This window comes from Streptomyces sp. H27-H1, from assembly GCF_026627445.1.
GTDB lineage: Bacteria > Actinomycetota > Actinomycetes > Streptomycetales > Streptomycetaceae > Streptomyces.
In genome coordinates this window covers 30,320-56,410 of record NZ_JAPNLJ010000007.1, presented here as the reverse complement: position 1 = coordinate 56,410, position 26,091 = coordinate 30,320, and the positions used below count along the sequence as shown (strand labels likewise).

The following is a 26,091-nucleotide window of genomic DNA, read 5'->3' as shown; positions in this document are numbered from 1 at the left end:
GTGAAGAAGACATGCCGCTGACTCCCGAGGACGTGCGGAACAAGCAGTTCACGACCGTCCGCCTGCGAGAAGGCTATGACGAGGACGAGGTCGACGCCTTCCTCGACGAGGTCGAGTCCGAACTGACGCGCCTGCTGCGCGAGAACGAGGACCTGCGCGCCAAGCTGGCGGCCGCCACGCGTGCTGCTGCGCAGAACCAGCAGCAGGGCATGCGCAAGCCCGAGCCCCAGGACCAGCGTGGCCCCGGCGCCCCCGTGCCCGCGGCCATATCCGGCCCCCCGCAGCAGCAGTCCCAGATGGGTCCGCCGCAGCTTCCGGGTGGCCCGCCCCAGCTTCCGGCCGGCCCCGGTGGGCACGGTCAGCAGGGTCCCGGCCCGATGGGCGGCCCCATGCAGCAGCACACCATGGGTGGGCAGCAGCAGATGGGCCAGCAGGGCATGGGCCAGCAAGGCATGGGCCAGCAGGGCATGGGCCAGCAGGGTCCCGGCCCGATGGGCAACCCCATGCAGCAGCAGTCCATGGGTGGTCAGAACCCGCTCGGCCAGCAGATGGGTCAGCAGATGCAGCCGATGGGGCAGCAGATGCAGCCCATGGGTCAGCAGATGCACCAGCAGCAGCACCAGCAGCACCAGCAGCAGCAGCTTCCGCAGCAGGGCCCCGGTGGCGACAGCGCCGCCCGCGTCCTGTCGCTCGCGCAGCAGACCGCCGACCAGGCGATCGCGGAGGCCCGCTCCGAGGCCAACAAGATCGTCGGCGAGGCCCGGTCGCGCGCCGAAGGACTGGAGCGGGACGCCCGCGCCAAGGCCGATGCGCTGGAGCGGGACGCGCAGGAGAAGCACCGCGTCGCGATGGGCTCCCTGGAGTCCGCCCGCGCCACGCTGGAGCGCAAGGTCGAGGACCTGCGAGGCTTCGAGCGTGAGTACCGCACCCGCCTGAAGTCCTACCTGGAGTCGCAGCTGCGCCAGCTGGAGACCCAGGCCGACGACTCGCTGGCCCCGCCGCGGAACCCCGCCGGTCCCGCGCTGCCGCCGTCGCCGACCCCGTCGATGGCTCCGGCCGGTGCGATGCACTCCATGGGTGGTCCGTCCATGGGCGGCCCCTCCCCGATGGGTGGTCCGTCCCCGATGGCCCCCTCCTACGGTGGCGGCCAGCAGCAGATGTCCCCGGCGATGACGCAGCCGATGGCTCCGGTGCGGCCGGCTGCTCCGCAGCCGATGCAGCAGGCGCCGTCTCCCATGCGGGGCTTCCTGATCGACGAGGACGACAACTAAGCGGTATCCGTCGGCAGACGGTCGGGCCGGGCCCGGTTCCCCTTCGGGGGCACCGGGCCCGGCCCGTTTCCGTTTCCGGCTCCATTGCCCCGCGCGGCGCCGTTGCCGGGGCCGGCCCCCGGGCCCCCGCGCCTCAGACGCCGGCGGGGCTGAAGGGTCGCCTCAAGCGCCGGCGGGGCTGGATCATGCCGGTGGGGCTCGGTCATGTAGGCGCGGCTAGCCAAAGCCCCGCCGGCGTTTGAGGCGCGGGTCCGGGTGGGGCCGGTTTCGGGAAGGGGTGGGGTGGGGGGAAGGAAAAGCGGCCCGCACCTCCCGGGTGGGGGAGGTACGGGCCGCTCGGGCCGAGGGGTTACGCCTTGCGGAGGCGGAACGTCAGGCCGAGGGGCTCGTCCTCGAACGGGTCGCCGTAGGTGGTGTCCGCTTCGCCGGACGCGTAGTCCGTCGCCAGGACCTCGTCCGAGATCAGGGTCGCGTGGTCCGTCAGGGCCGTCACGACCTCCGGGTCCGCGGAGGACCAGCGCAGGGCGATCCGGTCCGCCACGTCGAGGCCGGAGTTCTTGCGGGCCTCCTGGATCAGGCGGATCGCGTCACGGGCGAGGCCCGCGAGCCGCAGCTCCGGGGTGATCTCCAGGTCCAGGGCGACCGTCGCGCCGGAGTCGGACGCCACGGACCACCCCTCGCGCGGGGTCTCCGTGATGATGACCTCCTCCGGGGTGAGGGTGACGGGCGAACCGTCGACCTCGACCTCGGCGGAGCCGGACCGCAGGGCCAGCGACAGCGCCGCCGCGTCGGCCGCGGCCACCGCCTTCGCCACGTCCTGCACGCCCTTGCCGAACCGCTTGCCGAGCGCACGGAAGTTCGCCTTGGCCGTGGTGTCCACCAGGGACCCGCCGACCTCCGAGAGGGAGGCCAGGGAGGAGACGTTCAGCTCCTCCGTGATCTGGGAGTGCAGCTCGGGGGAGAGGGTCTCGAAGCCCGATACCGCGACCAGCGCGCGGGACAGAGGCTGGCGGGTCTTGACGCCCGATTCGGCCCGCGTCGCGCGGCCCAGCTCCACGAGGCGGCGTACCAGCAGCATCTGCTGGGACAGGGCCGGGTCGATCGCGGAGGTGTCGGCGACCGGCCACGTGGACAGGTGCACCGACTCCGGGGCCTCCGGGGAGACCGGGACGATCATGTCCTGCCAGACCCGCTCCGTGATGAAGGGGGTGAGGGGGGCCATCAGGCGGGTGACCGTCTCCACGACCTCGTGCAGGGTGCGCAGCGCGGCCGCGTCGCCCTGCCAGAAGCGGCGGCGGGAGCGGCGGACGTACCAGTTGGAGAGGTCGTCCACGAAGGAGGAGAGGAGCTTGCCGGCGCGCTGGGTGTCGTACGACTCCATCGCCTCGGTGACCTCGGACGTGAGGGTGTGGAGCTCCGAGAGCAGCCAGCGGTCCAGGACCGTGCGGTCCGCGGGCGCCGGGTCGGAGGCCGACGGGGCCCAGTTCGACGTACGGGCGTACAGGGCCTGGAAGGCGACCGTGTTCCAGTAGGTGAGGAGCGTCTTGCGGACGACCTCCTGGATCGTGCCGTGGCCGACGCGGCGCGCCGACCACGGGGAGCCGCCGGCCGCCATGAACCAGCGGACGGCGTCCGCGCCGTGCTGGTCCATCAGCGCGATCGGCTCGAGGGTGTTGCCGAGGTGCTTGGACATCTTGCGGCCGTCCTCGGCGAGGATGTGGCCCAGGCAGACCACGTTCTCGTAGGAGGACTTGTCGAAGACGAGGGTGCCGACCGCCATCAGCGTGTAGAACCAACCGCGCGTCTGGTCGATGGCCTCCGAGATGAACTGCGCCGGGTAGCGCTTCTCGAAGATGTCCTTGTTCTTGTGCGGGTAGCCCCACTGCGCGAACGGCATCGAACCCGAGTCGTACCAGGCGTCGATGACCTCCGGCACGCGGACCGAGGGCAGGGAGCAGTCCTCGTGCGTGCAGGGGAAGGTGACCTCGTCGATGTACGGGCGGTGCGGGTCCAGTTCCGACTGGTCCGTGCCCGTCAGGTCCGACAGCTCCGCGAGCGAGCCGACGCAGGTGAGGTGGTTCTCCTCGCAGCGCCAGATCGGCAGCGGGGTGCCCCAGTAGCGGTTGCGGGAGAGCGCCCAGTCGATGTTGTTGTTCAGCCAGTCGCCGAAGCGGCCCTGCTTGACGGAGTCCGGGAACCAGTTGGTCTTCTCGTTCTCCCGCAGCATCGCGTCCTTGACGGCGGTGGTGCGGACGTACCAGGACGGCTGCGCGTAGTAGAGCAGCGCGGTGTGGCAGCGCCAGCAGTGCGGGTAGCTGTGCTCGTAGGCGATGTGCTTGAAGAGCAGGCCGCGCGCGGCGAGGTCGGCGGTCAGCTTCTCGTCGGCCTTCTTGAAGAAGACCCCGCCGACCAGCGGGACCTCCTCCTCGAAGGTGCCGTCGGGGCGGACCGGGTTCACGACGGGCAGGCCGTACGCGCGGCAGACCGCGAGGTCGTCGGCGCCGAAGGCGGGGGACTGGTGGACCAGACCCGTACCGTCCTCGGTCGTGACGTACTCGGCGTTCACGACGTAGTGGGCCTCGGCCGGGAACTCGACGAGGGAGAAGGGGCGCTCGTACGTCCAGCGCTCCATCTCCTTGCCCGTGAAGGACTCGCCGGTGGTCACCCAGCCCTCGCCGAGGGACTTCTCCAGCAGCGGCTCGGCGACGACCAGCTTCTCGTCGCCGTCCGTGGCCACGACGTACGTGACCTCGGGGTGCGCCGCGACGGCCGTATTGGACACCAGGGTCCAGGGGGTCGTCGTCCATACGAGGAGCGCGGCCTGACCGGCCAGCGGGCCGGAGGTCAGCGGGAAGCGGACGTAGACCGAGGGGTCGACGACCGTCTCGTAGCCCTGCGCCAGCTCGTGGTCCGAGAGGCCGGTGCCGCAGCGGGGGCACCAGGGGGCTACGCGGTGGTCCTGGGTGAGCAGGCCCTTGTTGAAGATCTCCTTCAGCGACCACCACACGGACTCGACGTACTCGGGGTCCATGGTGCGGTAGGCGTCGTCCAGGTCGACCCAGTAGCCCATCCGGGTTGTGAGGTCGGTGAACGCGTCGGTGTGGCGGGTCACGGACTCGCGGCACTTGGCGTTGAACTCGGCGATGCCGTACGCCTCGATGTCCTTCTTGCCGTTGAAGCCCAGTTCCTTCTCGACGGCCAGCTCGACGGGCAGGCCGTGGCAGTCCCAGCCGGCCTTGCGGGCCACGTGGTAGCCGCGCATGGTGCGGAAGCGGGGGAAGACGTCCTTGAAGACGCGGGCCTCGATGTGGTGCGCGCCGGGCATGCCGTTCGCGGTGGGCGGGCCCTCGTAGAAGACCCACTCGGGGCGTCCCTCGGACTGCTCCAGCGTCTTGGCGAAGGTCTTGCTCTCGCGCCAGAAGTCGAGGACGGCGTGCTCGAGGGCAGGCAGGTCGACCTGGGCGGGTACCGGGCGGTACTGCGGCGGTGTGGTCATGAGGCTGAACTCTTCCTCCGGCGGGGTGTCACTTCCGTCCGGAGGGACGAGAGCCACTCCTGAGAATCCAGGACGCCTGCTCCCGCGGTACCACCCTCCTTGGCCTGCGGACCTGTGGTCCGACGGCCCCCTCATTGGGGTGCGAAGCCGGTTCTACTCGCCCTACGGGAATCCCGGCGGGCTTTCTTCCGGCGGCTCAGGGGTGATCCTTCGCATCGCGCTCGCCCCCGGGCTCTCACCGTCCCCGGGTCGCTCCTGGCTGCGTCCGACGCTACTCGTCCCCGTCCATGCCTCTCGCTGGGCCCAGTGTACGGGCCGGGGGGCGGGTCGGCGGACCGGTTTACGGGGCGTGGCGCGGGGGAGCCGGCGGGGCGTCGGAGGGGGCTGGAATGACCCGAATGGGCCGTTGGGCCGCTCCGGGGTGCGGTGGGGCGGATGGGGCGGATTACCGGGCTCCCTGCTGGGCACAACGGATGCAGGTTGACCTCGATGGACGCATGCCCCGTTGCCGCGGGGCCGGAGTCGATTTATCGTTCCGGCACGATTCGCGAGCAATTATCACAGTATGTGAAGGGGCCGCGGCCATGGTGGCGAAGAAGACCGCCGGGAGTACTGCCAAGAAGGCTGCCGGGAAGGCTGCGGCACCGGATCCGGAGGCCGGACCGGTGGAAAGGGCTGCCGTCGTGAAGAAGGCGGCGACCACGAAGCGGACGGCGGCCGCCGTCAAGAAGACGGCAGAGAAGAAGGCCACGGCCAAGACGGCCGGGGCCGAGGGGGCGGCGCAGGCCGCGCACGAGACGGGAGCCCGGAAAGTGGTTGCCAAGAAGAGCACCGGCACGTCCAGGAAGACGGCCACGGCCGCGACCAGCGGACTGCCCAAGGCGCGGGGCACGGCGGGCCTGGCCCCCGGCGAGCTCGCCGTACGGCCCGGCGAGGAGCCCTGGACCCCGGCGGAGGTCGCGGAGGCGCGGGCCGAGCTGGAGAGCGAGGTGCTGCGGCTGCGCGCCGAACTCCAGGCATCCGACGCGGCCATTTCCGGGCTGATGAGGGACTCCGGCGACGGTGCGGGCGACGACCAGGCCGATACCGGGACCAAGAACATCACCCGGGAGTCCGAGCTCGCCCTCGCCGCGAACGCCAACTCGATGCTGGAGCAGACCGAGCGAGCGCTGGAACGGCTGGAGGCGGGCACGTACGGCCTCTGCGAGAACTGCGGCCAGCCCATCGGCAAGGCCAGGATGCAGGCCTTCCCGCGGGCCACGCTGTGCGTGGACTGCAAGCAGAAGCAGGAGCGGCGGCACTGAACGGGGACTGAGCGGGACCGAGCGGGGGCCGAGTGCCCCCGAGCGGGCGCCGGAGGGTGTCGCACTGGCCCCCGGGCGGCGGCGTCGGGGTTCCGGCCGGGGCGGCGGCCGAAGGGGGCCCTGACGTACTCTCGTGTCCGTCAGGGTCCAGGAACCTGGCGGGTCGGTCGGCAACCTGGTTCGAGCTAGTTCGAGGGACTCACGTGGCAGAGGCGGAGCGCATCATCGGTACGCCGGAGGTCGGGGAAGACGGCGCCCAGCCCGAATCCGCCGCGCCCAGGGGGCGGCGGCGGATCGTCGCGCTGCTCGTCGTGGCACTCCTCGCCTACCTGGTCGACCTGGGCAGCAAGATGCTGGTCGTCGCGAAGCTGGAGCACCAGCCGTCGATCCAGGTCATCGGCGACCTGCTGAAGTTCGACGCGATCCGAAACCCCGGCGCCGCCTTCGGCTTCGGCGAGGCCTTCACGATCATCTTCACCTGCATCGCCGCCACCGTGATCGTGGTGATCGTGCGGCTTGCGCGCAAGCTCTACAGCCTGCCCTGGGCGATCGCCCTCGGCCTGCTGCTGGGCGGTGCGCTGGGCAATCTGACCGACCGCATCTTCCGCTCGCCGGGCGTCTTCCGCGGAGCGGTCGTCGACTTCATCGCACCCGCCCACTTCGCGGTCTTCAACCTCGCGGACTCGGCGATCGTGTGCGGCGGGATCCTGATCGTCCTGCTGTCCTTCAGGGGTCTGGACCCGGACGGCACCGTCCACAAGGACTGACCGGCGAGCGGTCCGAGGGCTGATCGCGGGAATGGTCCTCTGCCGAGTCCTGCATACTCGACAGGTGAGTACGATTCCCGAGATCCGCACCCTGCCCGTTCCCGATGGCCTAGAAGGCGAGCGCGTCGACGCCGCCATCGCCCGTATGTTCGGTTTCTCCCGGACGAAGGCGGCCGACCTCGCGGCCGCGGGAAAGGTGTCGGTCGACGGCAGTGTCGTCGGGAAGTCCGAGCGTGTGCACGGTGGCGCCTGGCTCGAAGTCGAGATGCCGGACCCGCCGCGCAAGGTCGAGGTCGTCGCCGAGCCCGTGCCCGGCATGGAGATCGTCCATGAGGACGACGACATCCTCGTCATCATGAAGCCGGTCGGCGTCGCCGCGCACCCCAGCCCCGGCTGGACCGGCACCACCGTCATCGGCGGGCTCGCCGCCGCCGGCTACCGCATCTCCACCTCCGGTGCCGCCGAGCGTCAGGGCATCGTGCACCGGCTCGACGTCGGCACCTCGGGTCTGATGGCCGTCGCGAAGTCGGAGCGCGCGTACACCTCGCTGAAGAACCAGTTCCGCGAGCGGATCGTCGACAAGCGCTACCACGCGCTGGTGCAGGGCCACCCGGACCCGATGAGCGGCACGATCGACGCTCCGATCGGCCGGCACCCCAGCGCCGACTACAAGTGGGCCGTGACCCAGGAGGGCAAGCCCTCCGTCACGCACTACGACCTGATCGAGGCGTTCCGCGCCGCGTCGCTGCTGGACATCAAGCTGGAGACCGGGCGCACGCACCAGATCCGCGTGCACATGGCCGCGCACCGCCACCCCTGCGTCGGCGACCTGACCTACGGCGCCGACCCGACCGTCGCGAAGCGCCTCGGGCTCACCCGGCAGTGGCTGCACGCGGTGCGGCTCGGGTTCGAGCACCCGTCGGACGGGCAGTGGGTTGAGTTCGAGAGCACCTACCCGGCGGACCTGCAGAACGCGCTGGACGTGATCCGCAAGGAGAGCGAGTGACCGACGCCGTGGTCTCGGTGCGGGTCGCCTCCACGGAGGCGGACCTGAAGGCGTGCTTCGCCGTACGCACCGAGGTGTTCGTGATCGAGCAGGCCGTGCCGGAGTCGATCGAGTACGACACGTACGACGAGATCGCGGTGCACGTACTGGCCGAGGGGCCGGACGGGGTTCCGCTGGGAACGGGCCGGCTGCTGCACGGGCCCCGCGCCCTCGGCAAGACCGGGTCCCCGGACGTGGGCTCGCTGGGACGGCTGGCCGTCGCCAAGTCTGCCCGCGGGCTGGGCGTCGGGAACCTGCTCGTGCGGGCGATCGAGGCGGAGGCGGCCCGGCTGGGGCTGGCGTTCGTGGACCTCGGTGCGCAGACGCATGCGCTGGGCTTCTACGAACGGCTCGGGTACGTGGCCTACGGGCCGGAGTTCGAGGACGCCGGGATTCCGCACCGCTCGATGCGGCGCGCCCTGCCGTAATCCCGCTGCTGTTTCCAGCCCCGGCGGCGATTGAGCCGCTGAGTCCGGGGCGGAGCCCCGGGAGACGGCGCCGCACTCGCCGGCCGGTGCCGAGCTCCGACACGGGAGCCGTACGCCCCCGGTCCCCGTCGCCGAGCGCGGCGGACTGGCAGTGTGGGGGAGTGGATCAGCTAGCTCTGTTGTTCGTGTTGTTGCTCGGGGCCGTGGTGACGGTGCCGCTCGGGGACCGGCTGGGGCTGCCCGCGCCGGTGTTGATGACGCTCGGCGGGGTGGTGCTCGCCCTGGTGCCGGCGGTGCCCAACGTCGACATCCCGCCCGAGTACATCCTGCCCCTCGTGCTGCCCCCGCTGCTGTACGCCTCCGTGCAGCGGACCTCCTGGCGGCAGTTCGCCGCCAACGTGCGGCCCATCTTCCTGCTGGCCGTCGCCCTCGTCTTCGTGACCACCGTGGCCGTCGCCTTCACCGCGCACGCCCTCGTACCGGGGCTTTCGATCGCCGCGGCCGTCGCGCTCGGCGCGCTCGTCGCCCCGCCCGATCCCGTCGCCGCCACCGCCGTGGCCGGGTCGCTCGGGCTGCCCCGGCGCATGGTCTCGATCCTGGAGGGCGAGGGGCTCTTCAACGACGTCACCGCCATCGTGCTCTACCACGTCGCCGTCGCCGCCGCCGTCAGCGGGACCTTCTCGTGGCCCGGGGCGCTCGGGGAGTTCGTGCTGTCGGCCGTGGTGGCCGTCGCCGTGGGGCTCGCGCTCGGCTGGGCCGCCAACCGGCTCATGGGGCGGCTCGGCGATGCCACGCTCCAGATCGGGCTGACGCTGCTCGTGCCGTTCGTGGCCTACGTACTGGCCGAGGAGTTCGACGGCTCCGGCGTACTGGCCGTACTGACCACGGCGCTGTTCCTCGCCGAGTACGCGAACGACGCCGACGACGTGCTGGGCCGGCTCGCCGGGCACACGTTCTGGGAAGTCGTCGACATGCTGGTCACCGGCGTCGCCTTCGGGCTGATCGGGCTGGAGCTGCACAACGTGTTCGGGGCCGCACACGGCCGCGGCTGGGAGATGGCGGGCTGGGCGGCGGCCGTGGTCGCGGTGGTGGTCGGCGTACGGCTGATGTGGCTGCTGCCGGCCGGCTGGCTCGCCAAGCGGCTGCACTCGCGACGCGACTACGACGAGGAGATCCCGCTGAGCTGGCGGGAGTCCGTGGTGATGTGGTGGGCGGGCATGCGGGGCGTGGCCTCGGTGGCGCTCGCGCTGGCCATCCCCATCAAGACGGAGGCGGGGGAGCCCTTCCCCGCCCGGCAGGAGATCGTCTTCATCGCCTTCGCCGTGATCATGACCACCCTGGTGGTTCAGGGGCTGACCCTGCCGTGGCTGGTCCGCCGCCTCGGCGTGGAGGCCGACCCGGACGAGGAGGCGAAGATCGCCCGCGCCCTGGCGATCCGCGCCGCCAAGGCCGCCAAGCGGAGGCTGAAGGAGATCGAGACGGTGGAGAACCTGCCCGAGGACCTGGTGGAGGTGCTCTACCGGAGGGCGTACGACGTGGGCGCCAGGATCAGCCCGGACATGGTCGACGAGGAGCGGCGGGAGGCGTACGCGAAGCGGGTGGAGCGGATCCGCGACGTGCAGCGCATCCAGCGGGAGATGATGTCCGCCGCCCGGCACGAGGTGCTGGCCGCGCGCAGCGAACCGGGCGCCGATCCGGAGATCGTCGACCGGGTGCTGAGGCACTTGGACGTGCGCAGCCTGCGTAGCCCGTAGCCCGTAGCCCGTAGCCCGACTCGCTCGTTCGCCCTCGCAAGCCCCGCAGAGCCTGGCGACGGCTCTGACCGTGCTGCTGTCGGGCTCTTCGTCTCTTTCGGGGCCGTCTCAGACCTGGTACCGGTCCGGGGCGAAGAGGTGGAGGTGGGCGGCTGTCCACTCCGAGGTGCGGGTCAGGCCCTCCTGGAGGGAGACCTCGGGCTTCCAGCCGGCCCAGTCGCGGGCGCGGGCGTTGTCCGACAGCAGGCGCTGGACCTCGCTGCCCGAGGGACGCAGCCGGGCCGGGTCGACGACCACCTCCGCGTCCCGGCCCGAGGCGGTGATCAGGGCCCGGGCCAGGTCGCCGATGGAGATCTCCTCTCCGGTGCCGAGGTTGACCACCTCGCCCAGCGCCCGGTCGCATTCCGCGACGGCCAGGAACCCGGCCGCGGTGTCGCTCACGTAGGTGAAGTCCCGGGTGGGGGTCAGGGATCCCAGCCGGATCTCCCGGGCTCCCGAGTGGAGCTGGGCGAGGATCGTGGGGATGACCGCGCGGGCGGACTGGCGGGGGCCGTAGGTGTTGAACGGCCGGACCACCGTCACCGGCAGTTCGAAGGCGTGGTGGAAGGAGAGCGCCATCATGTCCGCGCCGATCTTCGACGCGGAGTACGGGGACTGCGGCTGGAGCGGGTGGCTCTCGGAGATCGGGGCCGTCAGGGCCGTCCCGTAGACCTCGCTGGTGGAGGTGTGGACCAGGCGGCGCACACCGTGGCGGCGGCAGGCCTCGGCCATGTTCTCGGTGCCGGTGACGTTGGTCTGGACGTACGCGCCGGGCGAGGCGTAGCTGTACGGGATCCCGATCAGCGCCGCCAGGTGGAAGACGGTGTCGCAGCCGGCTACCGCGTCGCTGACCCGGCCCGCGTCGCGGACGTCGCCGGCCCACATCTCCACCGGGCCGTCCGGGTCGGCCAGGTAGCGGGCCAGGTGGCCCTTCTCGGCGTACGGCTTGTAGTGCACGAAGGCGCGCACCTGCGCGCCCCGCGCGACCAGCAGGTCGACGAGGGTGGAGCCGATGAACCCCTCGGCGCCCGTCACGAGGACGGTCCGGCCGCTCCAGTCGGTGGGCGCGGACCCGGGCACGGGCCCGGGCATGGGCGTGGGCGTGGGCATGGGCGTGGGCGTTGACGCGTGCGTGGTCATACGAGCTCCAGGGGAGTGGGGGAGAGAGAGGGGAAGCCGGCGACCCGCATGACCTGCGAGGCCAGCAGTTCGGCGGCCCGCGCGTGCTGGCCCGGGTCGGCCGCGCCGGCCATCGCCGCCAGCCGCGCCGGGTCGGCCAGCAGCGGGGCGAGTAGGGCCGCGAGGCGGCCGGCCGTCGCGTCGGCGTCCGCCAGCAGCAGGCCGGCGCCCGCGTCGGACAGCACCCGGGCGTTGTGGGTCTGGTGGTCGCCCGGGGCGTACGGGTAGGGGACCAGCACCGCCGGGACCCCGGTCGCCGCGAGCTCCGCCACCGTCGCCGAGCCCGCCCGGCACACCACCAGGTCGGCGGCCGCGTACACCAGGTCCATCCGGTCCAGGTAGGCCGTGGCCCGGGCGATCCGGCACCCGCCCGAGGCGGACAGCCCGGCCGCCGTGTCCGAGAACACGGCCGGACCCGTCTTGATCAGCAGTTGTACGTCCTCCCGCGCCTGCCACGCGGCCGCCAGTCCGGCCGCGGCCGAGGTCAGGCGTACGGCGCCCAGGCTGCCGCCGTTGAACACCACAAGCCGCCGCCCGTCCGGCACCCCGAGCTCCCTCCGGGCCTCCACCCGCAGCACCGCCCGCTCGGAGCGGGACAGCCGGGCGAGGCCCGACAGTGCGGCGGAGATGGGCATTCCGGTGGTCAGCGCCCGCACCCCGCCCGCCAGGTGCTCCCGGCTGCGGTCGAAGGCCACCGCCATGTGCGGGGTGAGGCGGGCCGCGAACTGGTTGGCCCGGCCCGGCACCGCGTTGGACTCGTGGATGACGGCCGGCAGGCCGGCCAGCCGGGCCCCGAGCACGGCGGGCGCGCTCGGGTAGCCGCCCATGCCGACGGCGACGTGCGCACCCTGCGCCCGGATCACGGCCCGCGCCTGTCCGGCCGAGCGCAGCAGGGCGGCTGGGAGGAGGTAGCGCTTGGCGCCCAGCGCCGGGTCGAAGGGGATCATGTCCACGGTGTGCAGGCGGTAGCCGGCGGCCGGGATCAGCTCGGTCTCCAGGCCGCGTTCGGTGCCGATGAACGAGATCACGGCGTCCGGGACGGCGGCGCGCAGCGCCTCCGCCAGGGCGAGGCCGGGATAGATGTGGCCGCCGGTGCCGCCCGCGCCGATCACGACGGAAAGCGGTGAGCGTGAGGGTGAGGAGGTCATGGACGCAGACTTCCGGTGCGCCCTAAGAAGGTTCTAAGAGGTTCTCCCCCCACCCTTTGGGAGGCTTTGCACCATGCAGCGGATTCTGGTGGTGGACGACGAGCCCGAGGTGCGGGCCGCCGTCGAGGACGGCCTCGCGGTCGAGGGGTACGAGGTGCGCGGCGCGGCCGACGGGCTGGCCGCACTGTCGGAGGTGGCGCTCTGGCAGCCGGACGCGGTGGTCCTCGACGTGATGATGCCGGTGCTGGACGGGCTCGGCGTGTGCCGACAGCTGCGGGCGGTGGGCGACCGTACGCCCGTACTGGTCCTCACGGCCCTGGACGCGGTGAGCGACCGGGTCGACGGGCTGGAGGCGGGCGCCGACGACTACCTGGTCAAGCCGTTCGCGCTCGACGAGCTCGTGGCCCGGGTACGGGCCCTCCTGCGGCGGGCCGCCCCCGAACCGGCCGGGGGCGCGCCCGTGCTCGCCTACGGGGACCTCGTCCTCGACCCCGCCACCCGCACCGGGTGGCGGGGCGAGCGGCCGCTGGAGTTCAGCCGCACCGAGTCGGCGCTGCTCGAACTGCTCCTGCGCCACCCCGGGCAGGTGCTGCCGCGCGAGCTCGTCCTGGAACTGGTGTGGGGGCGGGACTTCGGGCCGGACTCGAACTCCCTGGCCGTCTACGTCGGCTACCTGCGCCGGAAGCTGGAGGCCGGCGGCGAGCCCCGGCTGGTGCACACCGTGCACGGGGTCGGCTACCGGCTGGACGCCGCGTGAGCGGGCACCGGCTCGGAGCGCGGTGGCGGCGCAGGCGGCCGCTGCGGACCCGGCTGGCGCTGGCCGCCACGGCGGCGGTCGCGCTGGTCGCGGTCGGCGTGTGCGCGGCGGCCTTCCTCGTCGTGCGCGGGGCGCTGTACCGGCAGCTCGACCTCAGCCTGACCCAGTCCGCCCGGCTCGCCGCACAGCACAACCCGGACTCCGGACCCGAAACCCTGAGCGGGGAGTGCCGGTTCCTGGCGGCGCCCGCCTGCGCGGAGGTGGTGCCGGCCGATCCGGCGCGGGACCCGGAGAAGCCGTACCTGCTGCCGGTGGATCCGGCCGCCCGGGCCGTGGCCGCCGGCACCCAGGCCCCGTACTACACGGCCATCGTGCACGAGGGGCATCCGGCGCGGATGCTGACCACCGACTACGCCAAGGGGCGGGCGCTCCAGGTGGCGCTGCGCGCGGACACCGTCGAGGACGGCATCGCGCGGGCCGCGTGGTGGCTGGCGCTGACGGCCGCGGCGGGGGTGCTGCTGGCCGGGCTGCTCGGCTACTGGGTCGCGCGGACCGGTCTGGCACCGGTCACCCGGCTGACGGCCACCGCCGAGCGGATCGCGGCGACCCGGGACCCCCGGCACCGGATCGAACTGCCGCCGCCGGGGCCCGGGAAGGGCGCGGAGGACGAGATCACCCGGCTGGCCGGGAGCTTCAACACCATGCTCGGAGAACTGGAGCAGTCCGTCACCGCGCAGCGCAGGCTCGTCGCGGACGCCTCGCACGAGCTGCGGACCCCCTTGACGGCGCTGCGTACGAACGCGGAGCTGCTGGCGCGGGGGGACCGGCTGACGCCCGGGCAGCGGGAACGGGCCTCGCTGGCGCTCGGGCGGCAGCTGCGGGAAGTGACGGGGCTGGTCAACGACCTGATCGAGCTGGCCCGCGACGAGGAGCCGCAGCTGCTGGTGGAACAGGTGCGGCTGGTTCCGCTGGTGGAGTACTGCGCGGGGGCCGCGCGGGGGCACTGGCCGGGGGTGGCGTTCCGGGTGCGGGTGGAGCCGGAGGCCGGGGCGGCGGTGGTGGCGGGGGTGCCGGCGCGGCTGAGCCGGCTGCTGGGCAACCTGCTGGACAACGCGGCGAAGTTCTCTCCGGCGGGGGCGGAGGTGGAGGTGGCGCTGGCCCTTCGGGGGGACGGCGGGACGGAGCTGACGGTACGGGACCACGGGCCCGGGATCGCGGACTCCGATCTGCCGTACGTGTTCGACCGGTTCTACCGGGCGGGGGCGGCGAGGGCGCTGCCCGGGTCGGGGCTGGGGCTGGCCATGGCCCGGCAGATCGCGCGGGCGCACGAGGCCGAGCTGACGGCGGAGGCGGCTCCTGGTGGCGGCGCGGTGTTCCGCCTGACGTTCGGGGAGGCCGGGTGAGGTTCGGGGAAGCCGGGTGAGGTTAGGGGGATGGCGCCGCCGGTCAGGGTTGGGGCGGGGTGACCGCTTCGGTGGTCGCGATGTGGGGGAGGGCGTACGGGTGGTCGGTCAGGAGCCAGGTGATCAGGCGTTCGCGGACCGTGCAGCGGACGGTCCAGACGGCGTCGGCGTCCTTCGCCGTGACCACCGCGCGGACCTGGATGGTGTGCGGTGTGGTGTCGGTGACGGCCAGGGAGCAGGCGCGGCCGTCCCATTCCGGGATGTCCTGCAGGATCCGCCGGAGCTGTTCGCGCATCAGGTCCACCGGCGTGCTGTGGTCCAGGTGCCAGAACACGGTGCCCGTCATCTGCGCGCCGCCGCGCGACCAGTTCTCGTAGGGCTTGCTCGTGAAGTACGACACCGGCATCGTGATCCGGCGCTCGTCCCAGGTGCGGACGGTCAGGAAGGTGAGGGTGATCTCCTCCACCGTGCCCCACTCCTTGTCCACCACCACGGTGTCGCCGATCCGGACGGTGTCGCCGAAGGCGATCTGGAGTCCGGCGAAGAGGTTGCCGAGGGAGGCCTGGGCCGCGATGCCCGCGACGATGCCGAGCACGCCCGCAGAGGCCAGCATCGAGGTGCCGACCGTCCGCATCCCGGGGAACGTCAGGAGCATCGCGCCGACGGCCACCACGATCACCACCGTCGTGACCACCCGCTGGATCAGCGTGACCTGGGTGCGGACCCGGCGGACCCGGGCCTCGTCGGCGGCGTCGGCCGCGTAGCGCGCGTACGTGGAGTCCACGATCGCCGTCGTGATGCGCACCAGCAGCCACGCGGCGGAGGCGATCAGGACCAGGGTCAGCACGTGTCCGGGGCCGTCCGCACGCCGCCGCACGGCCTGGAGCAGGGAGGCGGCCAGCACCAGCAGGAACGGCGGGCGGCAGCGGCGAAGCAGCCCCCACAGCGGGGTCTCGCTGTGCCGGGCGTCGGCCCGGCGCAGCAGCAGGTCCAGCAGCCAGCCCGCGAACAGGGTGACGACCAGGGTGCCGGCGACGGCCGCGATCGGGCGCAGGAAGGAGTCCGTGTCCATGCAGGCCAACGTAACCGGAGGGGGTCGGCCGAAACTGGCACGATGGGTCCATGAACATCATGCTTTTCCATTCGACCTACGGGCTGCGGCCCGCGGTGCGGGAGGCGGCCGACCGGCTGCGCGCGGCCGGGCACCAGGTCCAGGTGCCGGACCTCTTCGAGGGACGCACCTTCGAGACCGTCGAAGAGGGCATGGCCCACCGGGACGAGATCGGCCGCGACGAGCTGCTCAAGCGGGCGGTGGTGGCCTCGGCCCCCTTCTCCGACCAGGGGCTGGTCTACGTCGGCTTCTCCTTCGGCGGCTCGGTCGCGCAGCATTTGGCGCTCGCCGACGAGAAGTCGCGCGGGCTGCTGCTCCTGCACGGGACGGCCGACCTGGGCGAGGGCGTCTACATCGACGAGCTGCCGGTGCAGCTGCACATCGCCGATCCGGACCCGTTCGAGTCGCACGACTGGCTGACGGCCTGGTACCTGCAGATGCGCAAGGCCGGGGCGGACGTGGAGGTCCACGGCTATCCGGGAGCCGGTCACCTGTTCACCGACCCGGGGCTGGACGACTACGACGCCGAGGCCGCGGAGCAGGCCTGGGCGGTCGCCCTCGCCTTCCTCGACTCCCTGTAGGGGAGACGACAACGGGGCCCCGCGTGCGGGGCCCCGTTGTCGCGCGTGCGTCAGTACGCGGCAGCGTCAGTACGCCGTAGCGTCAGGCGCGGTACGCCGTCCACATGCTCTTCATGCGGGTCACCTGGCCCGCGGTGAACTGGTACATGCAGGGGTCGTACGTGTAGTCCATGAAGTTGTGGATCGGGTCGACGCCCGCCTTGCTGGCGCAGGTGTCGCGGCCGGTCGGGCACTGGTAGGCCGCGCTCTTCTCGGCCGGGGTGTCCGCGACGGAGTCGCCGCTGCCGTTACAGCCGCCCTGGAAGGTGTGGTAGAGGCCCATCCAGTGGCCGACCTCGTGGGTCGCCGTGTCGCCCTCGTTGTAGTTGGCGGCGGAGCCGCCCGGCAGTGAGGTGTCCAGGACGACGACGCCGTCCATGGAGGGCTGGGAGGCGTAGGAGCTGGGGAAGGTGGCCCAGCCCAGCAGCCCGCCGGAGAGGTTGGCGGTGTAGAAGTTGAGGGCGTTCGCACCGCCCTTGCGCAGGGTGCTCTTCATGGTCTTCTCGGCCGTGGAGCCGGAAGCCAGGTTGTACCAGCCGGCGTTGTCCGTGTAGTCGGTGGCCGCCAGGGTGAACTGGTAGGTGCTGTCGACGTTTCCGGTGCCCTGGCCGGCGTAGGCAGCGTTGAGGACCGCCAGCTGGTTGTTGATGGCGGTGGACGTCAGCTTTCCGGTGGTGCCGGAGTGGATGACGTGGAAGTACACGGGGATGCTCGTGACGGCCTCGGCGGCGCGCAGGCTGCGCGGCTGCTTGGAGAGCTTGTCCAGCTTCGCCTTGAGGTCGGCGTCCATGGCCTTGGTCTGGGCCTCGGTGACCTCGTTCGGCTCGGCCGCGTGCTGGTCCTTCGGGCGCGCCACACGGGCGTTGGCCGCGGCGCCGGACGCGTCCTCGGCGCACACCTCCGCGCCGGTCTTGGCTGCCGCGACCGTGGTGGGGGCGGCGAGCGGGGTGAAGGCCAGGGTGCCGGTGAGTACGGCGGCACCCATCAGGCGGCGGCGAAGAAGGGGGGATATGCGGGCAAGAGCGCGCACGTGTGCTCCTCGCGAGTGTGGGGGTAGAGCGGGAGGGATCTCCTCAGCTGGCGGGAATCTTACGTGCGCATGTCATAAACAGGTCAAGTCTTCTACGTAAAAGATTTGTTGCCTCTGATGTCAAAGGGGCGCCTGGTCTACGCCAAGCGCCCCTCGGAACGGTAAATCTGGCTGAATGTCAGCGCATGGGCCGGTGTCAGCGCACGGGCTGGTCCGCCCGCTCGACCTTCTGGGTCCCGGTCAGCGTCCGGTACGAGCGCGCCCAGGCGGTCGTGGCGTCCTGGCGCCGCTTGTCCGAGACCACGTAGTAGTCCATCTGTGAACGCTCGGCCGTCACGTCCAGGACGCCGTAGCCGTGGGCGTCCATGTCCAGCCATTTCACGTGCCGGTTGGCGGCCTTGATCGCCGTCTCCGCGACCAGCGAGACCGTGTCGGCCGCCACGTGCAGCAGGTCGTCGATGTTGTCGGAGGTCACCGACGTCACCACGAACTCCACGCCCGCCGACCTCGACCACGGGTAGGTGGCCGCCGTCACCGGGACGTCGTTCGCCCACGCCATGTGGATGTCGCCCGTCAGGAAGACGGTGTTGCGGACGGAACGGTCCGTCAGGTGCCCCAGCAGCTCCCGTCGGTCGTCCGTGTACCCGTCCCACTGGTCCACATTGACCGCGAGGCCGCCCGCGGGCAGGCCGAGCAGCTCGGTGAGGGGCTCCAGCAGGTGCGCCGGCAGCGAGCCGAAGGCCACCGGCGAGATCATCACCGAGGTGCCGACCAGCTTCCAGGTGGCCTGGGAGGCCGCCAGCCCGGCCTTCAGCCAGTCCAGCTGGGCGCGCCCGGTGAGGGTGCGCTCCGGGTCGTCCACCGCGCCGCTGCCGATGCCCGCCTGCTGTGAGCGGAAGGTGCGCAGGTCCAGCAGGTGCAGGTCGGCGAGGGTGCCGAAGCTCAGCCTGCGGTAGACGGTGCCCTCGGTGGAGGCGCGGACCGGCATCCACTCGAAGTACGCCTGCCGGGCGGCGGCCGCGCGGGCCGCGAAACCGCCCTCGGTGGCGGGATCGTGGTTCTCGGCGCCGCCGGACCAGGTGTCGTTGGCTATCTCGTGATCGTCCCAGATCGCGATGACCGGGTGGGCCTGGTGAAGGGCCTGCAGGTCGGGGTCGGTCTTGTAAGTGCCGTGCCGGGTGCGGTAGTCGGCCAGGGTGAGGATCTCGTGCCGCGGTTCGTGCGGGCGTACGACGTACTTCGCCTCGGGGTAGCCGCCGGTCTTGTACTCGTAGATGTAGTCGCCCAGGTGCAGGACCGCGTCCAGGTCGGCCCGCGCGGCCAGGTGGCGGTACGCGGAGAAGTAGCCGGACTCCCAGTTGGCGCAGGAGACCACGCCGAAGCGGACCCCGGCGGGCGAGGTCCCGGCGGCGGGGGCGGTACGGGTCCGCCCGGCCGGGGAGACGGTGGCGCCGGCCGTGAACCGGTACCAGTAGGGCGTCTGCGGCCGCAGGCCCCGCACATCGGCCTTGACGGTGTGGTCGTGGGCCGCGCTCGTGGTGACGGCGCCGCTCGCGACGACCCGGGAGAAGGCCTTGTCCTCGGCGATCTCCCAGCCCACCGTGACGGCCGGGCCCGCTCCGGAGCCCGGTACGGCCCCGGCGTCCGGGGTGACGCGGGTCCACAGCAGGACCCCGTCGGGGAGCGGGTCACCGGAGGCGACACCGTGCAGGAAGGAGGGGGCGTCGCCGGTGGCGGCGCGGGCGGCCTCGGCGCCCAGTGCCGCGATCGGGACGAGGGCCGCCGTGGCCGCGGCGGCCAGGACGACCGTGCGGCGGCTGGGGGTCGCCGGGTTCGCCGATTCGGGCGCGGAAGGTAAGAGTTGACTGGTCACGGATGGTCACATTACCGACCGGTATACGGTCCGGGCCAGACCCGTGAAGGCAACGGACGGACGAACTCCGGGAGTTCGCCCGTCCGTGGGCTGTTCAAGCGGGACAGGCCGGCCCGCCAGTCGGTCAGCTGGTCGGTCGGCCCATCAAAGCCGTCAGCCGGCGATGGCCTTGTCGATCGCCGCCGTGAACGCCTCGGGCGTCTGCGGCAGCGGGTCGATCTTCGTGCCGCCCATCTTCAGCGTCGGCGTACCCGTCACACCGCTCTTGTCGAAGGCCTTGGACATCTCCAGCGCCCACCGGTCGTAGGTGCCCTCCTCGACGGCCTTCTTGAACCCGGCGTTGCCCTTGAGCGTCGGCACCTGGTCCGCGATCGTCAGCAGGAACTCGTCCTTGGCGAACTTGTCGTCCTTCTCCTCCGGGTGGTTCGCCGCGGAGTAGAGGGCCGTCTTGTACTCCAGGAAAGCCTCGGGGCTGACGTTGAGGGCCGCGCCCAGCGCGCTCAGAGCGTTCTTCGAGCCGCTGCCGGGGAAGCCCTTGTCGAGGAAGGTGGCGCCGATGTACTGGATCTTGTACTTGCCGGCGTCGAGGTCGGTCTTGAGCTGCGGGCCGACCGCCTGCTCGAAGCTCGCGCAGACCGGGCAGCGCGAGTCCTCGTACAGCTCCAGGGTCTTCTTGGCGTCCGCCTTGCCTATGACCACCGTCGTGCCGTTGTCGCCCGAGGTGTTCTTCGGCGCGACCAGGGGCGCGTCGGCGGCCTTCTCCCAGGCGCTCGGCTTGTTCGACTGGACGACGGCGTAGCCGACGCCGCCGGCCAGGGCGAGGGCGGCCACGACGCCACCCGCCACGAACACCTGCCGGCGGACCTTGGCCTTCTTGGCGTGCTGCTCGCGCTCGACGCGCAGCTTCTCGCGGGCCGCCGCCTTGTTCGCCTGGCTGTTGCGTGCGCTCATCGTTGTCTCCGTGGGGTGTGGCTCCGCGATGGAGCCGGCTGGAAGGGGGGACTGGCCTCGTACGTCAGGCGCGTGCGAACGCGCCGCGTACCGCAGGAGGTCCCCGCCGTCCCACGGAATGCGCGGGGAAGCGGGTACGGATTCCCGTGCCCCGCAGCGCCGCCGGCCGCGAGCGCCGCACCGGAGCGAGGACCCGCGCCGCCCCCGCGAAGGCCGTCCGCAGCGGCCGGAAGGCGCACGCGGACGCCGCGCGCAGCAGCCGGCCGATGGCCTGTTCTCCGTAGCGCAGCCACACGGAGGCGAGCAGTCCGACCGACACGTGCGCGCCCAGCAGCAGCCAGGGCGTCCACGGTCCGGGCGCGGACAGCAGCGCGGCCGGATCGGCGGCGGGCCCGGCGCCGGCCGCCCCGGCCAGCGACCCGCCCACCGGGGCGCCCCCGCACAGTTCGGCCAGACCCAGGGCGCGCAGCGGGCCCGAGACGGGGCCGCCGGCAGGGCCGTAGCAGAGGTGCTGGCCGGAGGTGAGGACGGTGTCGACGGCCAGTTCCAGGGGGACGAGCAGACCGGCGATGTGGCCGAGGCCCCGCTCGTGTCCGGCCAGGGCGTAGGCGAGTGCGAACACCGCGGCGAAGGCCCCTCCCACCAGGGCGGGAGGCAGCGCCACCCGGGACGTCAGGACGTGCGAGCCGGCCGAGAGCAGCACGACGGCAGCACTGAACAGCGCGGCCCGCAGCCCTCGGAGACCCACCCCTGATATGTCCATCGCCGCGAGTGTGCCACGAGTCCCTGTGAGGACGGGCCACAGGTCCCGGGACTAGGGCAGGATGCGGCCGTTGCGGAAGAGGTCCACGAAGATCTGGTGGTCGGCGCGGGCCCGGGCGCCGTAGGCGTGCGCGAAGTCCACCAGCAGGTCCGCGAAGCCCTCCTCGTCGGCGGCGATGGCCGCGTCGATGGCCCGTTCGGTGGAGAAGGGGACCAGGGTCTGGCCGCTCTCCTGCGCGTCCGCCGCACCGTGCATGGTCGCCGTCGCCCGGCCCAGGTCGGCGACCACGGCCGCGATCTCCTCCGGGTCGTCCAGGTCCGACCAGTCCAGGTCCACCGCGTACGGGGAGACCTCCGCGACGAGCTGCCCGGAGCCGTCCAGCTCCGTCCACCCGAGCCACGGGTCGGCGTGCGCCTGCAGCGCCCGCTGCGAGATCACGGTGCGGTGCCCCTCGTGCTGGAAGTAATCGCGCACCGCCCGGTCGGTGATGTGACGGGAGACGGCCGGGGTCTGCGCCTGCTTGAGGTAGATCACCACGTCGTTCTCCAGGGCGTCGCTGTGCCCCTCGAGCAGGATGTTGTAGGAGGGCAGGCCCGCCGAGCCGATCCCGACGCCCCGGCGGCCCACCACGTCCTTGACCCGGTAGGAGTCCGGGCGGACCAGGGACTCGTCGGGAAGGGTCTCCAGGTACCCGTCGAAGGCGGCGAGCACCTTGTACCGGGTGGCCGCGTCCAGCTCGATGGTCCCGGGGCCGGGGGAGAAGCGGCGCTCGAAATCACGGATCTCGGTCATCGAGTCGAGGAGGGAGAAGCGGGTGCGGCGGCGGGCGTGGCGCAGGGCCTCCAGCAGCGGGCCCTCGGCGGTGTCCAGCGTGAAGGCGGGGACCTCGTCGTTCTTGGCGCCGGTGGCCAGCGCGTGGATCCGCTCGCGGTAGGCGGCCGCGTAGATCCGCACCAGCTCGCCGATCTGGTCGTCGCTGAGCGCCTTGGTGTAGCCGAGCAGCGCGACGGAGGCGGAGAACCGCTTCAGGTCCCAGGTGAAGGGGCCGACGTAGGCCTCGTCGAAGTCGTTGACGTTGAAGACGAGGCGGCCGTTCGCGTTCATGTACGTGCCGAAGTTCTCGGCGTGCAGATCGCCGTGGATCCACACCCGGCCGGTGCGCTCGTCCAGGTACGGGCCGCCGTGCCGCTCGCGCTCCAGGTCGGCGTAGAAGAGGCAGGCGGTGCCCCGGTAGAAGGCGAAGGCCGAGGCCGCCATCTTGCGGAACTTGACCTGGAAGGCCGCGGGGTCGGCGGTGATCAGCTCGCCGAAGGCGATGTCGAACACGTCGAGTATCTGCTCGGCGCGCTGCTCGTCGGTCGTCTCGGGAACCGCCATGGCGGGTGCCTCCTGGTGGTACGGGGTGGATCGCGTTTTCGATCATGCGCGGCCGGATACCGCCCTTGGTCGTGCAACGCATGACCGTACCCGTCGGTGCCCGGGATCTGTCACTCGGGAGACGTAGGATTCAAAGCTGCCGTCCCTCTCTCCCCGCCGGAGGCCCCCACCGTGACCAAGACGCCGTTCACGCACCTGCACGTCCACACCCAGTACTCCCTGCTCGACGGTGCCGCGCGGCTGAAGGACATGTTCAACGCCTGCAACGAGATGGGCATGTCGCACATCGCCATGTCCGACCACGGCAATCTGCACGGGGCGTACGACTTCTTCCACACGGCGAAGAAGGCCGGGATCACGCCGATCATCGGCATCGAGGCCTACGTCGCCCCGGAGTCCCGGCGCAACAAGCGGCGCATCCAGTGGGGCCAGCCCCACCAGAAGCGCGACGACGTCTCCGGCTCCGGCGGCTACACCCACAAGACGATCTGGGCGGCGAACGCCACCGGCCTGAACAACCTCTTCCGGCTGTCCTCCGACGCGTACGCCGAGGGCTGGCTCACCAAGTGGCCGCGCATGGACAAGGAGACCATCAGCAAGTGGTCGGAGGGCCTGATCGCCTCCACCGGCTGCCCCTCCGGCGAGCTCCAGACCCGACTGCGCCTCGGCCAGTTCGACGAGGCCCTGAAGGCCGCCTCCGAGTACCAGGACATCTTCGGCAAGGACCGCTACTTCCTGGAGCTGATGGACCACGGCATCGAGATCGAGCGCCGGGTCCGCGACGGGCTGCTGGAGGTCGGCAAGAAGCTCGGCATCCCGCCGCTGGTGACGAACGACTCCCACTACACGTATGCCAGCGAGTCCGTCGCCCACGACGCCCTGCTCTGCATCCAGACCGGCAAGAACCTCTCGGACCCGGACCGCTTCCGCTTCGACGGCACCGGCTACTACCTGAAGTCCACGGAGGAGATGTACGCCATCGACTCCTCGGACGCCTGGCAGGAGGGCTGCGCCAACACCCGGCTGATCGCCGAGCAGGTCGATACCGAGGGCATGTTCCAGTTCCGGAACCTGATGCCGAAGTTCGACATCCCGGACGGCTACACCGAGGTCACGTGGTTCCGCGAGGAGACCATGCGCGGCATGGACCGCCGCTACCCCGGGGGCATCCCGGAGGACCGGATGAAGCAGGCCGAGTACGAGATGGACACGATCATCTCGATGGGCTTCCCCGGCTACTTCCTCGTGGTCGCCGACTTCATCATGTGGGCCAAGAACCAGGGCATCGCGGTCGGCCCGGGCCGAGGCTCCGCGGCCGGCTCGATCGTCGCGTACGCCATGGGCATCACCGACCTCGACCCGATCACCCACGGCCTGATCTTCGAGCGCTTCCTCAACCCCGAGCGCGTCTCCATGCCCGATGTCGACATCGACTTCGACGAGCGCAGGCGCGTCGAGGTGATCCGGTACGTGACCGAGAAGTACGGCGCCGACAAGGTCGCCATGATCGGCACGTACGGCACCATCAAGGCCAAGAACGCGATCAAGGACTCCGCCCGCGTCCTCGGCTACCCGTACGCCATGGGCGACCGCCTCACCAAGGCCATGCCCGCCGACGTCCTCGGCAAGGGCATCCCGCTCTCCGGCATCCTCGACCCGACCCACCCCCGCTACGGCGAGGCCGGCGAGATCCGGGGGATGTACGAGAACGAGCCGGACGTCAAGAAGGTCATCGACACCGCCCGCGGCGTGGAGGGCCTGGTCCGCCAGATGGGCGTGCACGCGGCCGGCGTGATCATGTCCAGCGAGACGATCACCGACCACGTGCCGGTCTGGGTCCGTCACTCCGACGGCGTCACCATCACCCAGTGGGACTACCCGAGCTGCGAGTCGCTCGGCCTGCTGAAGATGGACTTCCTCGGCCTGCGCAACCTCACGATCATGGACGACGCCGTCAAGATGGTGAAGGCCAACAAGGGGATCGACATCGATCTCCTGGGCCTTCCGCTCGACGACCCCAAGACCTTCGAACTGCTCGGCCGCGGCGACACTCTCGGCGTCTTCCAGTTCGACGGCGGTCCCATGCGCTCCCTGCTGCGCCTGATGAAGCCCGACAACTTCGAAGACATCTCCGCCGTGTCCGCCCTGTACCGGCCGGGCCCGATGGGCATGAACTCGCACACGAACTACGCCCTGCGCAAGAACAAGCAGCAGGAGATCACCCCGATCCACCCGGAGCTGGAGGGACCGCTCGAAGAGGTGCTCGCGGTCACCTACGGCCTGATCGTCTACCAGGAGCAGGTCCAGAAGGCCGCCCAGATCATCGCCGGGTACTCGCTCGGCGAGGCCGACATCCTGCGCCGCGTGATGGGCAAGAAGAAGCCCGAGGAACTGGCGAAGAACTTCGTCATCTTCGAGGCGGGCGCCAAGGGGAAGGGCTTCAGCGACGCGGCGATCAAGGCACTGTGGGACGTCCTGGTGCCCTTCGCCGGCTACGCCTTCAACAAGGCGCACTCGGCCGCGTACGGCCTGGTCTCCTACTGGACCGCCTACCTCAAGGCCAATTTCCCGGCCGAGTACATGGCGGGCCTGCTCACCTCGGTCAAGGACGACAAGGACAAGTCCGCGATCTACCTGAACGAGTGCCGCCGGATGGGCATCAAGGTGCTCCCGCCGAACGTCAACGAATCGGAGCCCAACTTCGCCGCCCAGGGCGACGAAGTGATCCTCTTCGGCCTCACCGCCGTGCGCAACGTCGGCACCAACGTCGTCGAGTCGATCATCAAGACCAGAAAGGCCAAGGGGAAGTACTCCACCTTCCCCGACTTCCTGGACAAGGTCGAAGCCGTCGTCTGCAACAAGCGCACCGTCGAGTCCCTGATCAAGGCCGGCGCCTTCGACGAGATGGGCCACACCCGCAAGGGCCTGGTCGCCCATCACGAACCGATGATCGACAACGTGGTGGCCGTCAAGCGCAAGGAGGCCGAGGGGCAGTTCGACCTATTCGGCGGAATGGGTGACGAGAGCGCCGGCGACGAGCCCGGCTTCGGCCTCGACGTCGAGTTCTCCGACGTCGAGTGGGAGAAGGCCTACCTGCTCGCCCAGGAGCGCGAGATGCTCGGCCTCTACGTCTCCGACCACCCGCTCTTCGGACTGGAGCACGTGCTCTCCGACAAGACCGACGCCGGCATCTCCCAGCTCACCGGCGGAGAGCACGGCGACGGCGCGGTCGTCACCATCGGCGGCATCATCTCGGGCCTCCAGCGCAAGATGACCAAGCAGGGCAACGCCTGGGCCATCGCCACCGTCGAGGACCTGGCCGGCTCCATCGAGTGCATGTTCTTCCCCGCGACCTACCAGCTCGTCTCCACGCAGTTGGTCGAGGACACCGTCGTCTTCGTCAAGGGCCGCCTGGACAAGCGCGAGGACGTCCCCCGGCTCGTCGCCATGGAGATGATGGTCCCGGACCTGTCCAACGCCGGCACCAACGCCCCCGTCGTCCTCACCATCCCGACCGTCAAGGTCACCCCGCCGATGGTGACCCGGCTGGGCGAGATCCTGCGCCACCACCAGGGCAACAGCGAGGTGCGGATCAAGCTCCAGGGGCCGCGCACCACCACCGTGCTCCGGCTCGACAAGCACCGGGTCAAGCCCGACCCGGCGCTCTTCGGCGACCTCAAGGTGCTGCTCGGGCCGTCCTGCCTGGCCGGCTAGCCGCCGGTAGCCCTCCCCCCGTACGTGCGAAGGCCCGCCCCGACCGGGGCGGGCCTTCGCA

General features: G+C 71.3%; 19 protein-coding genes. 10 read left to right on the top strand and 9 right to left on the bottom strand.

The genetic code is table 11. From position 1 onward, the window contains the following. The first annotated feature begins 11 nt into the window (after positions 1 to 11). Positions 12 to 1,271 (top strand): DivIVA domain-containing protein, encoded by a 1,260-nt coding sequence (locus OTB20_RS09645; protein WP_267816411.1) that lies wholly within the window; start codon positions 12 to 14, stop codon positions 1,269 to 1,271. 349 nt (positions 1,272 to 1,620) lie between these two features. On the opposite strand, the gene ileS is transcribed toward OTB20_RS09645, so the two are convergent. Next, on the bottom strand, positions 1,621 to 4,767 hold the full coding sequence (gene ileS, locus OTB20_RS09640) for an isoleucine--tRNA ligase (RefSeq protein WP_267816409.1): 3,147 nt from the start codon (positions 4,765 to 4,767) through the stop codon (positions 1,621 to 1,623). A gap of 584 nt (positions 4,768 to 5,351) precedes the next feature. Between ileS and OTB20_RS09635 the strand changes: the two genes are divergently transcribed. From OTB20_RS09635 to OTB20_RS09615, 5 genes are all read left to right on the top strand, one after another. After that, positions 5,352 to 6,071 carry a TraR/DksA family transcriptional regulator gene (locus OTB20_RS09635; RefSeq protein ID WP_267816407.1) on the top strand — a complete coding sequence of 240 codons (720 nt, stop codon included), beginning with the start codon at positions 5,352 to 5,354 and terminating at the stop codon, positions 6,069 to 6,071. A gap of 203 nt (positions 6,072 to 6,274) precedes the next feature. Then, entirely contained in the window at positions 6,275 to 6,838 is a 564-nt protein-coding gene (lspA, locus tag OTB20_RS09630; protein WP_267816406.1) for a signal peptidase II, read from the top strand. A 64-nt stretch (positions 6,839 to 6,902) separates the two neighbouring features. Beyond that, complete coding sequence (locus OTB20_RS09625; protein ID WP_267816405.1) at positions 6,903 to 7,844, top strand: RluA family pseudouridine synthase; 942 nt, start codon at positions 6,903 to 6,905, stop codon at positions 7,842 to 7,844. Next, positions 7,841 to 8,311 carry a GNAT family N-acetyltransferase gene (locus OTB20_RS09620; RefSeq protein ID WP_267816403.1) on the top strand — a complete coding sequence of 157 codons (471 nt, stop codon included), beginning with the start codon at positions 7,841 to 7,843 and terminating at the stop codon, positions 8,309 to 8,311. The genes OTB20_RS09625 and OTB20_RS09620 overlap by 4 nt, the downstream gene beginning before the upstream one ends. 161 nt (positions 8,312 to 8,472) lie before the next feature. Beyond that, a complete protein-coding gene (locus tag OTB20_RS09615; RefSeq protein ID WP_267816401.1) occupies positions 8,473 to 10,065 on the top strand; it encodes a Na+/H+ antiporter in 1,593 nt (530 codons plus the stop codon). 108 nt (positions 10,066 to 10,173) lie between these two features. Here OTB20_RS09615 and OTB20_RS09610 read toward each other — a convergent pair whose 3' ends face one another. Next, positions 10,174 to 11,214: an SDR family NAD(P)-dependent oxidoreductase gene (locus OTB20_RS09610; protein WP_324290353.1), complete on the bottom strand. Its 1,041-nt coding sequence runs from the start codon at positions 11,212 to 11,214 to the stop codon at positions 10,174 to 10,176. A 26-nt stretch (positions 11,215 to 11,240) separates the two neighbouring features. Then, positions 11,241 to 12,431 carry a UDP-N-acetylglucosamine--N-acetylmuramyl-(pentapeptide) pyrophosphoryl-undecaprenol N-acetylglucosamine transferase gene (locus OTB20_RS09605; RefSeq protein WP_267816399.1) on the bottom strand — a complete coding sequence of 397 codons (1,191 nt, stop codon included), beginning with the start codon at positions 12,429 to 12,431 and terminating at the stop codon, positions 11,241 to 11,243. A 73-nt stretch (positions 12,432 to 12,504) separates the two neighbouring features. Here OTB20_RS09605 and OTB20_RS09600 point away from each other — a divergent pair, with 73 nt between their 5' ends. Both OTB20_RS09600 and OTB20_RS09595 read left to right on the top strand, forming a co-directional pair. Next, positions 12,505 to 13,188 (top strand): response regulator transcription factor, encoded by a 684-nt coding sequence (locus tag OTB20_RS09600; protein ID WP_267816397.1) that lies wholly within the window; start codon positions 12,505 to 12,507, stop codon positions 13,186 to 13,188. Continuing rightward, positions 13,185 to 14,591, top strand: coding sequence for a sensor histidine kinase (locus OTB20_RS09595; RefSeq protein ID WP_267816395.1), 1,407 nt, complete (start codon positions 13,185 to 13,187; stop codon positions 14,589 to 14,591). The genes OTB20_RS09600 and OTB20_RS09595 overlap by 4 nt, the downstream gene beginning before the upstream one ends. Positions 14,592 to 14,634: 43 nt before the next feature. Here the strand turns inward: OTB20_RS09595 and OTB20_RS09590 are convergent, their stop codons facing one another. Then, positions 14,635 to 15,663 carry a mechanosensitive ion channel family protein gene (locus OTB20_RS09590; protein ID WP_267816393.1) on the bottom strand — a complete coding sequence of 343 codons (1,029 nt, stop codon included), beginning with the start codon at positions 15,661 to 15,663 and terminating at the stop codon, positions 14,635 to 14,637. 50 nt (positions 15,664 to 15,713) lie between these two features. Between OTB20_RS09590 and OTB20_RS09585 the strand changes: the two genes are divergently transcribed. Beyond that, complete coding sequence (locus tag OTB20_RS09585; RefSeq protein ID WP_267816391.1) at positions 15,714 to 16,283, top strand: dienelactone hydrolase family protein; 570 nt, start codon at positions 15,714 to 15,716, stop codon at positions 16,281 to 16,283. An 82-nt stretch (positions 16,284 to 16,365) separates the two neighbouring features. Here the strand turns inward: OTB20_RS09585 and OTB20_RS09580 are convergent, their stop codons facing one another. The 5 genes from OTB20_RS09580 to OTB20_RS09560 all read right to left on the bottom strand — a co-directional run bounded on the left by OTB20_RS09580 (position 16,366) and on the right by OTB20_RS09560 (position 22,316). Further along, positions 16,366 to 17,307, bottom strand: a complete 942-nt coding sequence (locus OTB20_RS09580) for a zinc metalloprotease (protein ID WP_267816690.1) — start codon at positions 17,305 to 17,307, stop codon at positions 16,366 to 16,368. Between the two features lie 241 nt (positions 17,308 to 17,548). Further along, positions 17,549 to 19,225: an alkaline phosphatase D family protein gene (locus OTB20_RS09575; RefSeq protein WP_267816389.1), complete on the bottom strand. Its 1,677-nt coding sequence runs from the start codon at positions 19,223 to 19,225 to the stop codon at positions 17,549 to 17,551. Positions 19,226 to 19,378: 153 nt separating this feature from the next. Further along, positions 19,379 to 20,176 (bottom strand): DsbA family protein, encoded by a 798-nt coding sequence (locus OTB20_RS09570; RefSeq protein WP_267755986.1) that lies wholly within the window; start codon positions 20,174 to 20,176, stop codon positions 19,379 to 19,381. 64 nt (positions 20,177 to 20,240) lie between these two features. Beyond that, positions 20,241 to 20,939 (bottom strand): hypothetical protein, encoded by a 699-nt coding sequence (locus OTB20_RS09565; RefSeq protein ID WP_267816388.1) that lies wholly within the window; start codon positions 20,937 to 20,939, stop codon positions 20,241 to 20,243. A gap of 51 nt (positions 20,940 to 20,990) precedes the next feature. Next, a complete protein-coding gene (locus OTB20_RS09560) occupies positions 20,991 to 22,316 on the bottom strand; it encodes a DUF2252 domain-containing protein (RefSeq protein WP_267816387.1) in 1,326 nt (441 codons plus the stop codon). A gap of 171 nt (positions 22,317 to 22,487) precedes the next feature. On the opposite strand from OTB20_RS09560, the gene dnaE reads away from it, so the two are divergent. Continuing rightward, entirely contained in the window at positions 22,488 to 26,030 is a 3,543-nt protein-coding gene (dnaE, locus tag OTB20_RS09555) for a DNA polymerase III subunit alpha (protein ID WP_267816385.1), read from the top strand. Positions 26,031 to 26,091: the final 61 nt, after the last annotated feature.

Excerpts from the sequence above, each read along its gene's own strand:
- OTB20_RS09635 (WP_267816407.1), top strand. The coding sequence starts at position 5,352 with ATGGTGGCGAAGAAGACCGCCGGGAGTACTGCCAAGAAGGCTGCCGGG.
- OTB20_RS09600 (WP_267816397.1), top strand. The coding sequence starts at position 12,505 with ATGCAGCGGATTCTGGTGGTGGACGACGAGCCCGAGGTGCGGGCCGCC.
- OTB20_RS09590 (WP_267816393.1), bottom strand. The coding sequence starts at position 15,663 with ATGGACACGGACTCCTTCCTGCGCCCGATCGCGGCCGTCGCCGGCACC.
- OTB20_RS09585 (WP_267816391.1), top strand. The coding sequence starts at position 15,714 with ATGAACATCATGCTTTTCCATTCGACCTACGGGCTGCGGCCCGCGGTG.
- OTB20_RS09560 (WP_267816387.1), bottom strand. The coding sequence starts at position 22,316 with ATGGCGGTTCCCGAGACGACCGACGAGCAGCGCGCCGAGCAGATACTC.
- OTB20_RS09570 (WP_267755986.1), bottom strand. The coding sequence starts at position 20,176 with ATGAGCGCACGCAACAGCCAGGCGAACAAGGCGGCGGCCCGCGAGAAG.
- OTB20_RS09610 (WP_324290353.1), bottom strand. The coding sequence starts at position 11,214 with ATGCCCACGCCCACGCCCATGCCCGGGCCCGTGCCCGGGTCCGCGCCC.
- OTB20_RS09645 (WP_267816411.1), top strand. The coding sequence starts at position 12 with ATGCCGCTGACTCCCGAGGACGTGCGGAACAAGCAGTTCACGACCGTC.
- OTB20_RS09605 (WP_267816399.1), bottom strand. The coding sequence starts at position 12,431 with ATGACCTCCTCACCCTCACGCTCACCGCTTTCCGTCGTGATCGGCGCG.
- OTB20_RS09565 (WP_267816388.1), bottom strand. The coding sequence starts at position 20,939 with ATGGACATATCAGGGGTGGGTCTCCGAGGGCTGCGGGCCGCGCTGTTC.
- OTB20_RS09580 (WP_267816690.1), bottom strand. The coding sequence starts at position 17,307 with ATGGGTGCCGCCGTACTCACCGGCACCCTGGCCTTCACCCCGCTCGCC.
- ileS (WP_267816409.1), bottom strand. The coding sequence starts at position 4,767 with ATGACCACACCGCCGCAGTACCGCCCGGTACCCGCCCAGGTCGACCTG.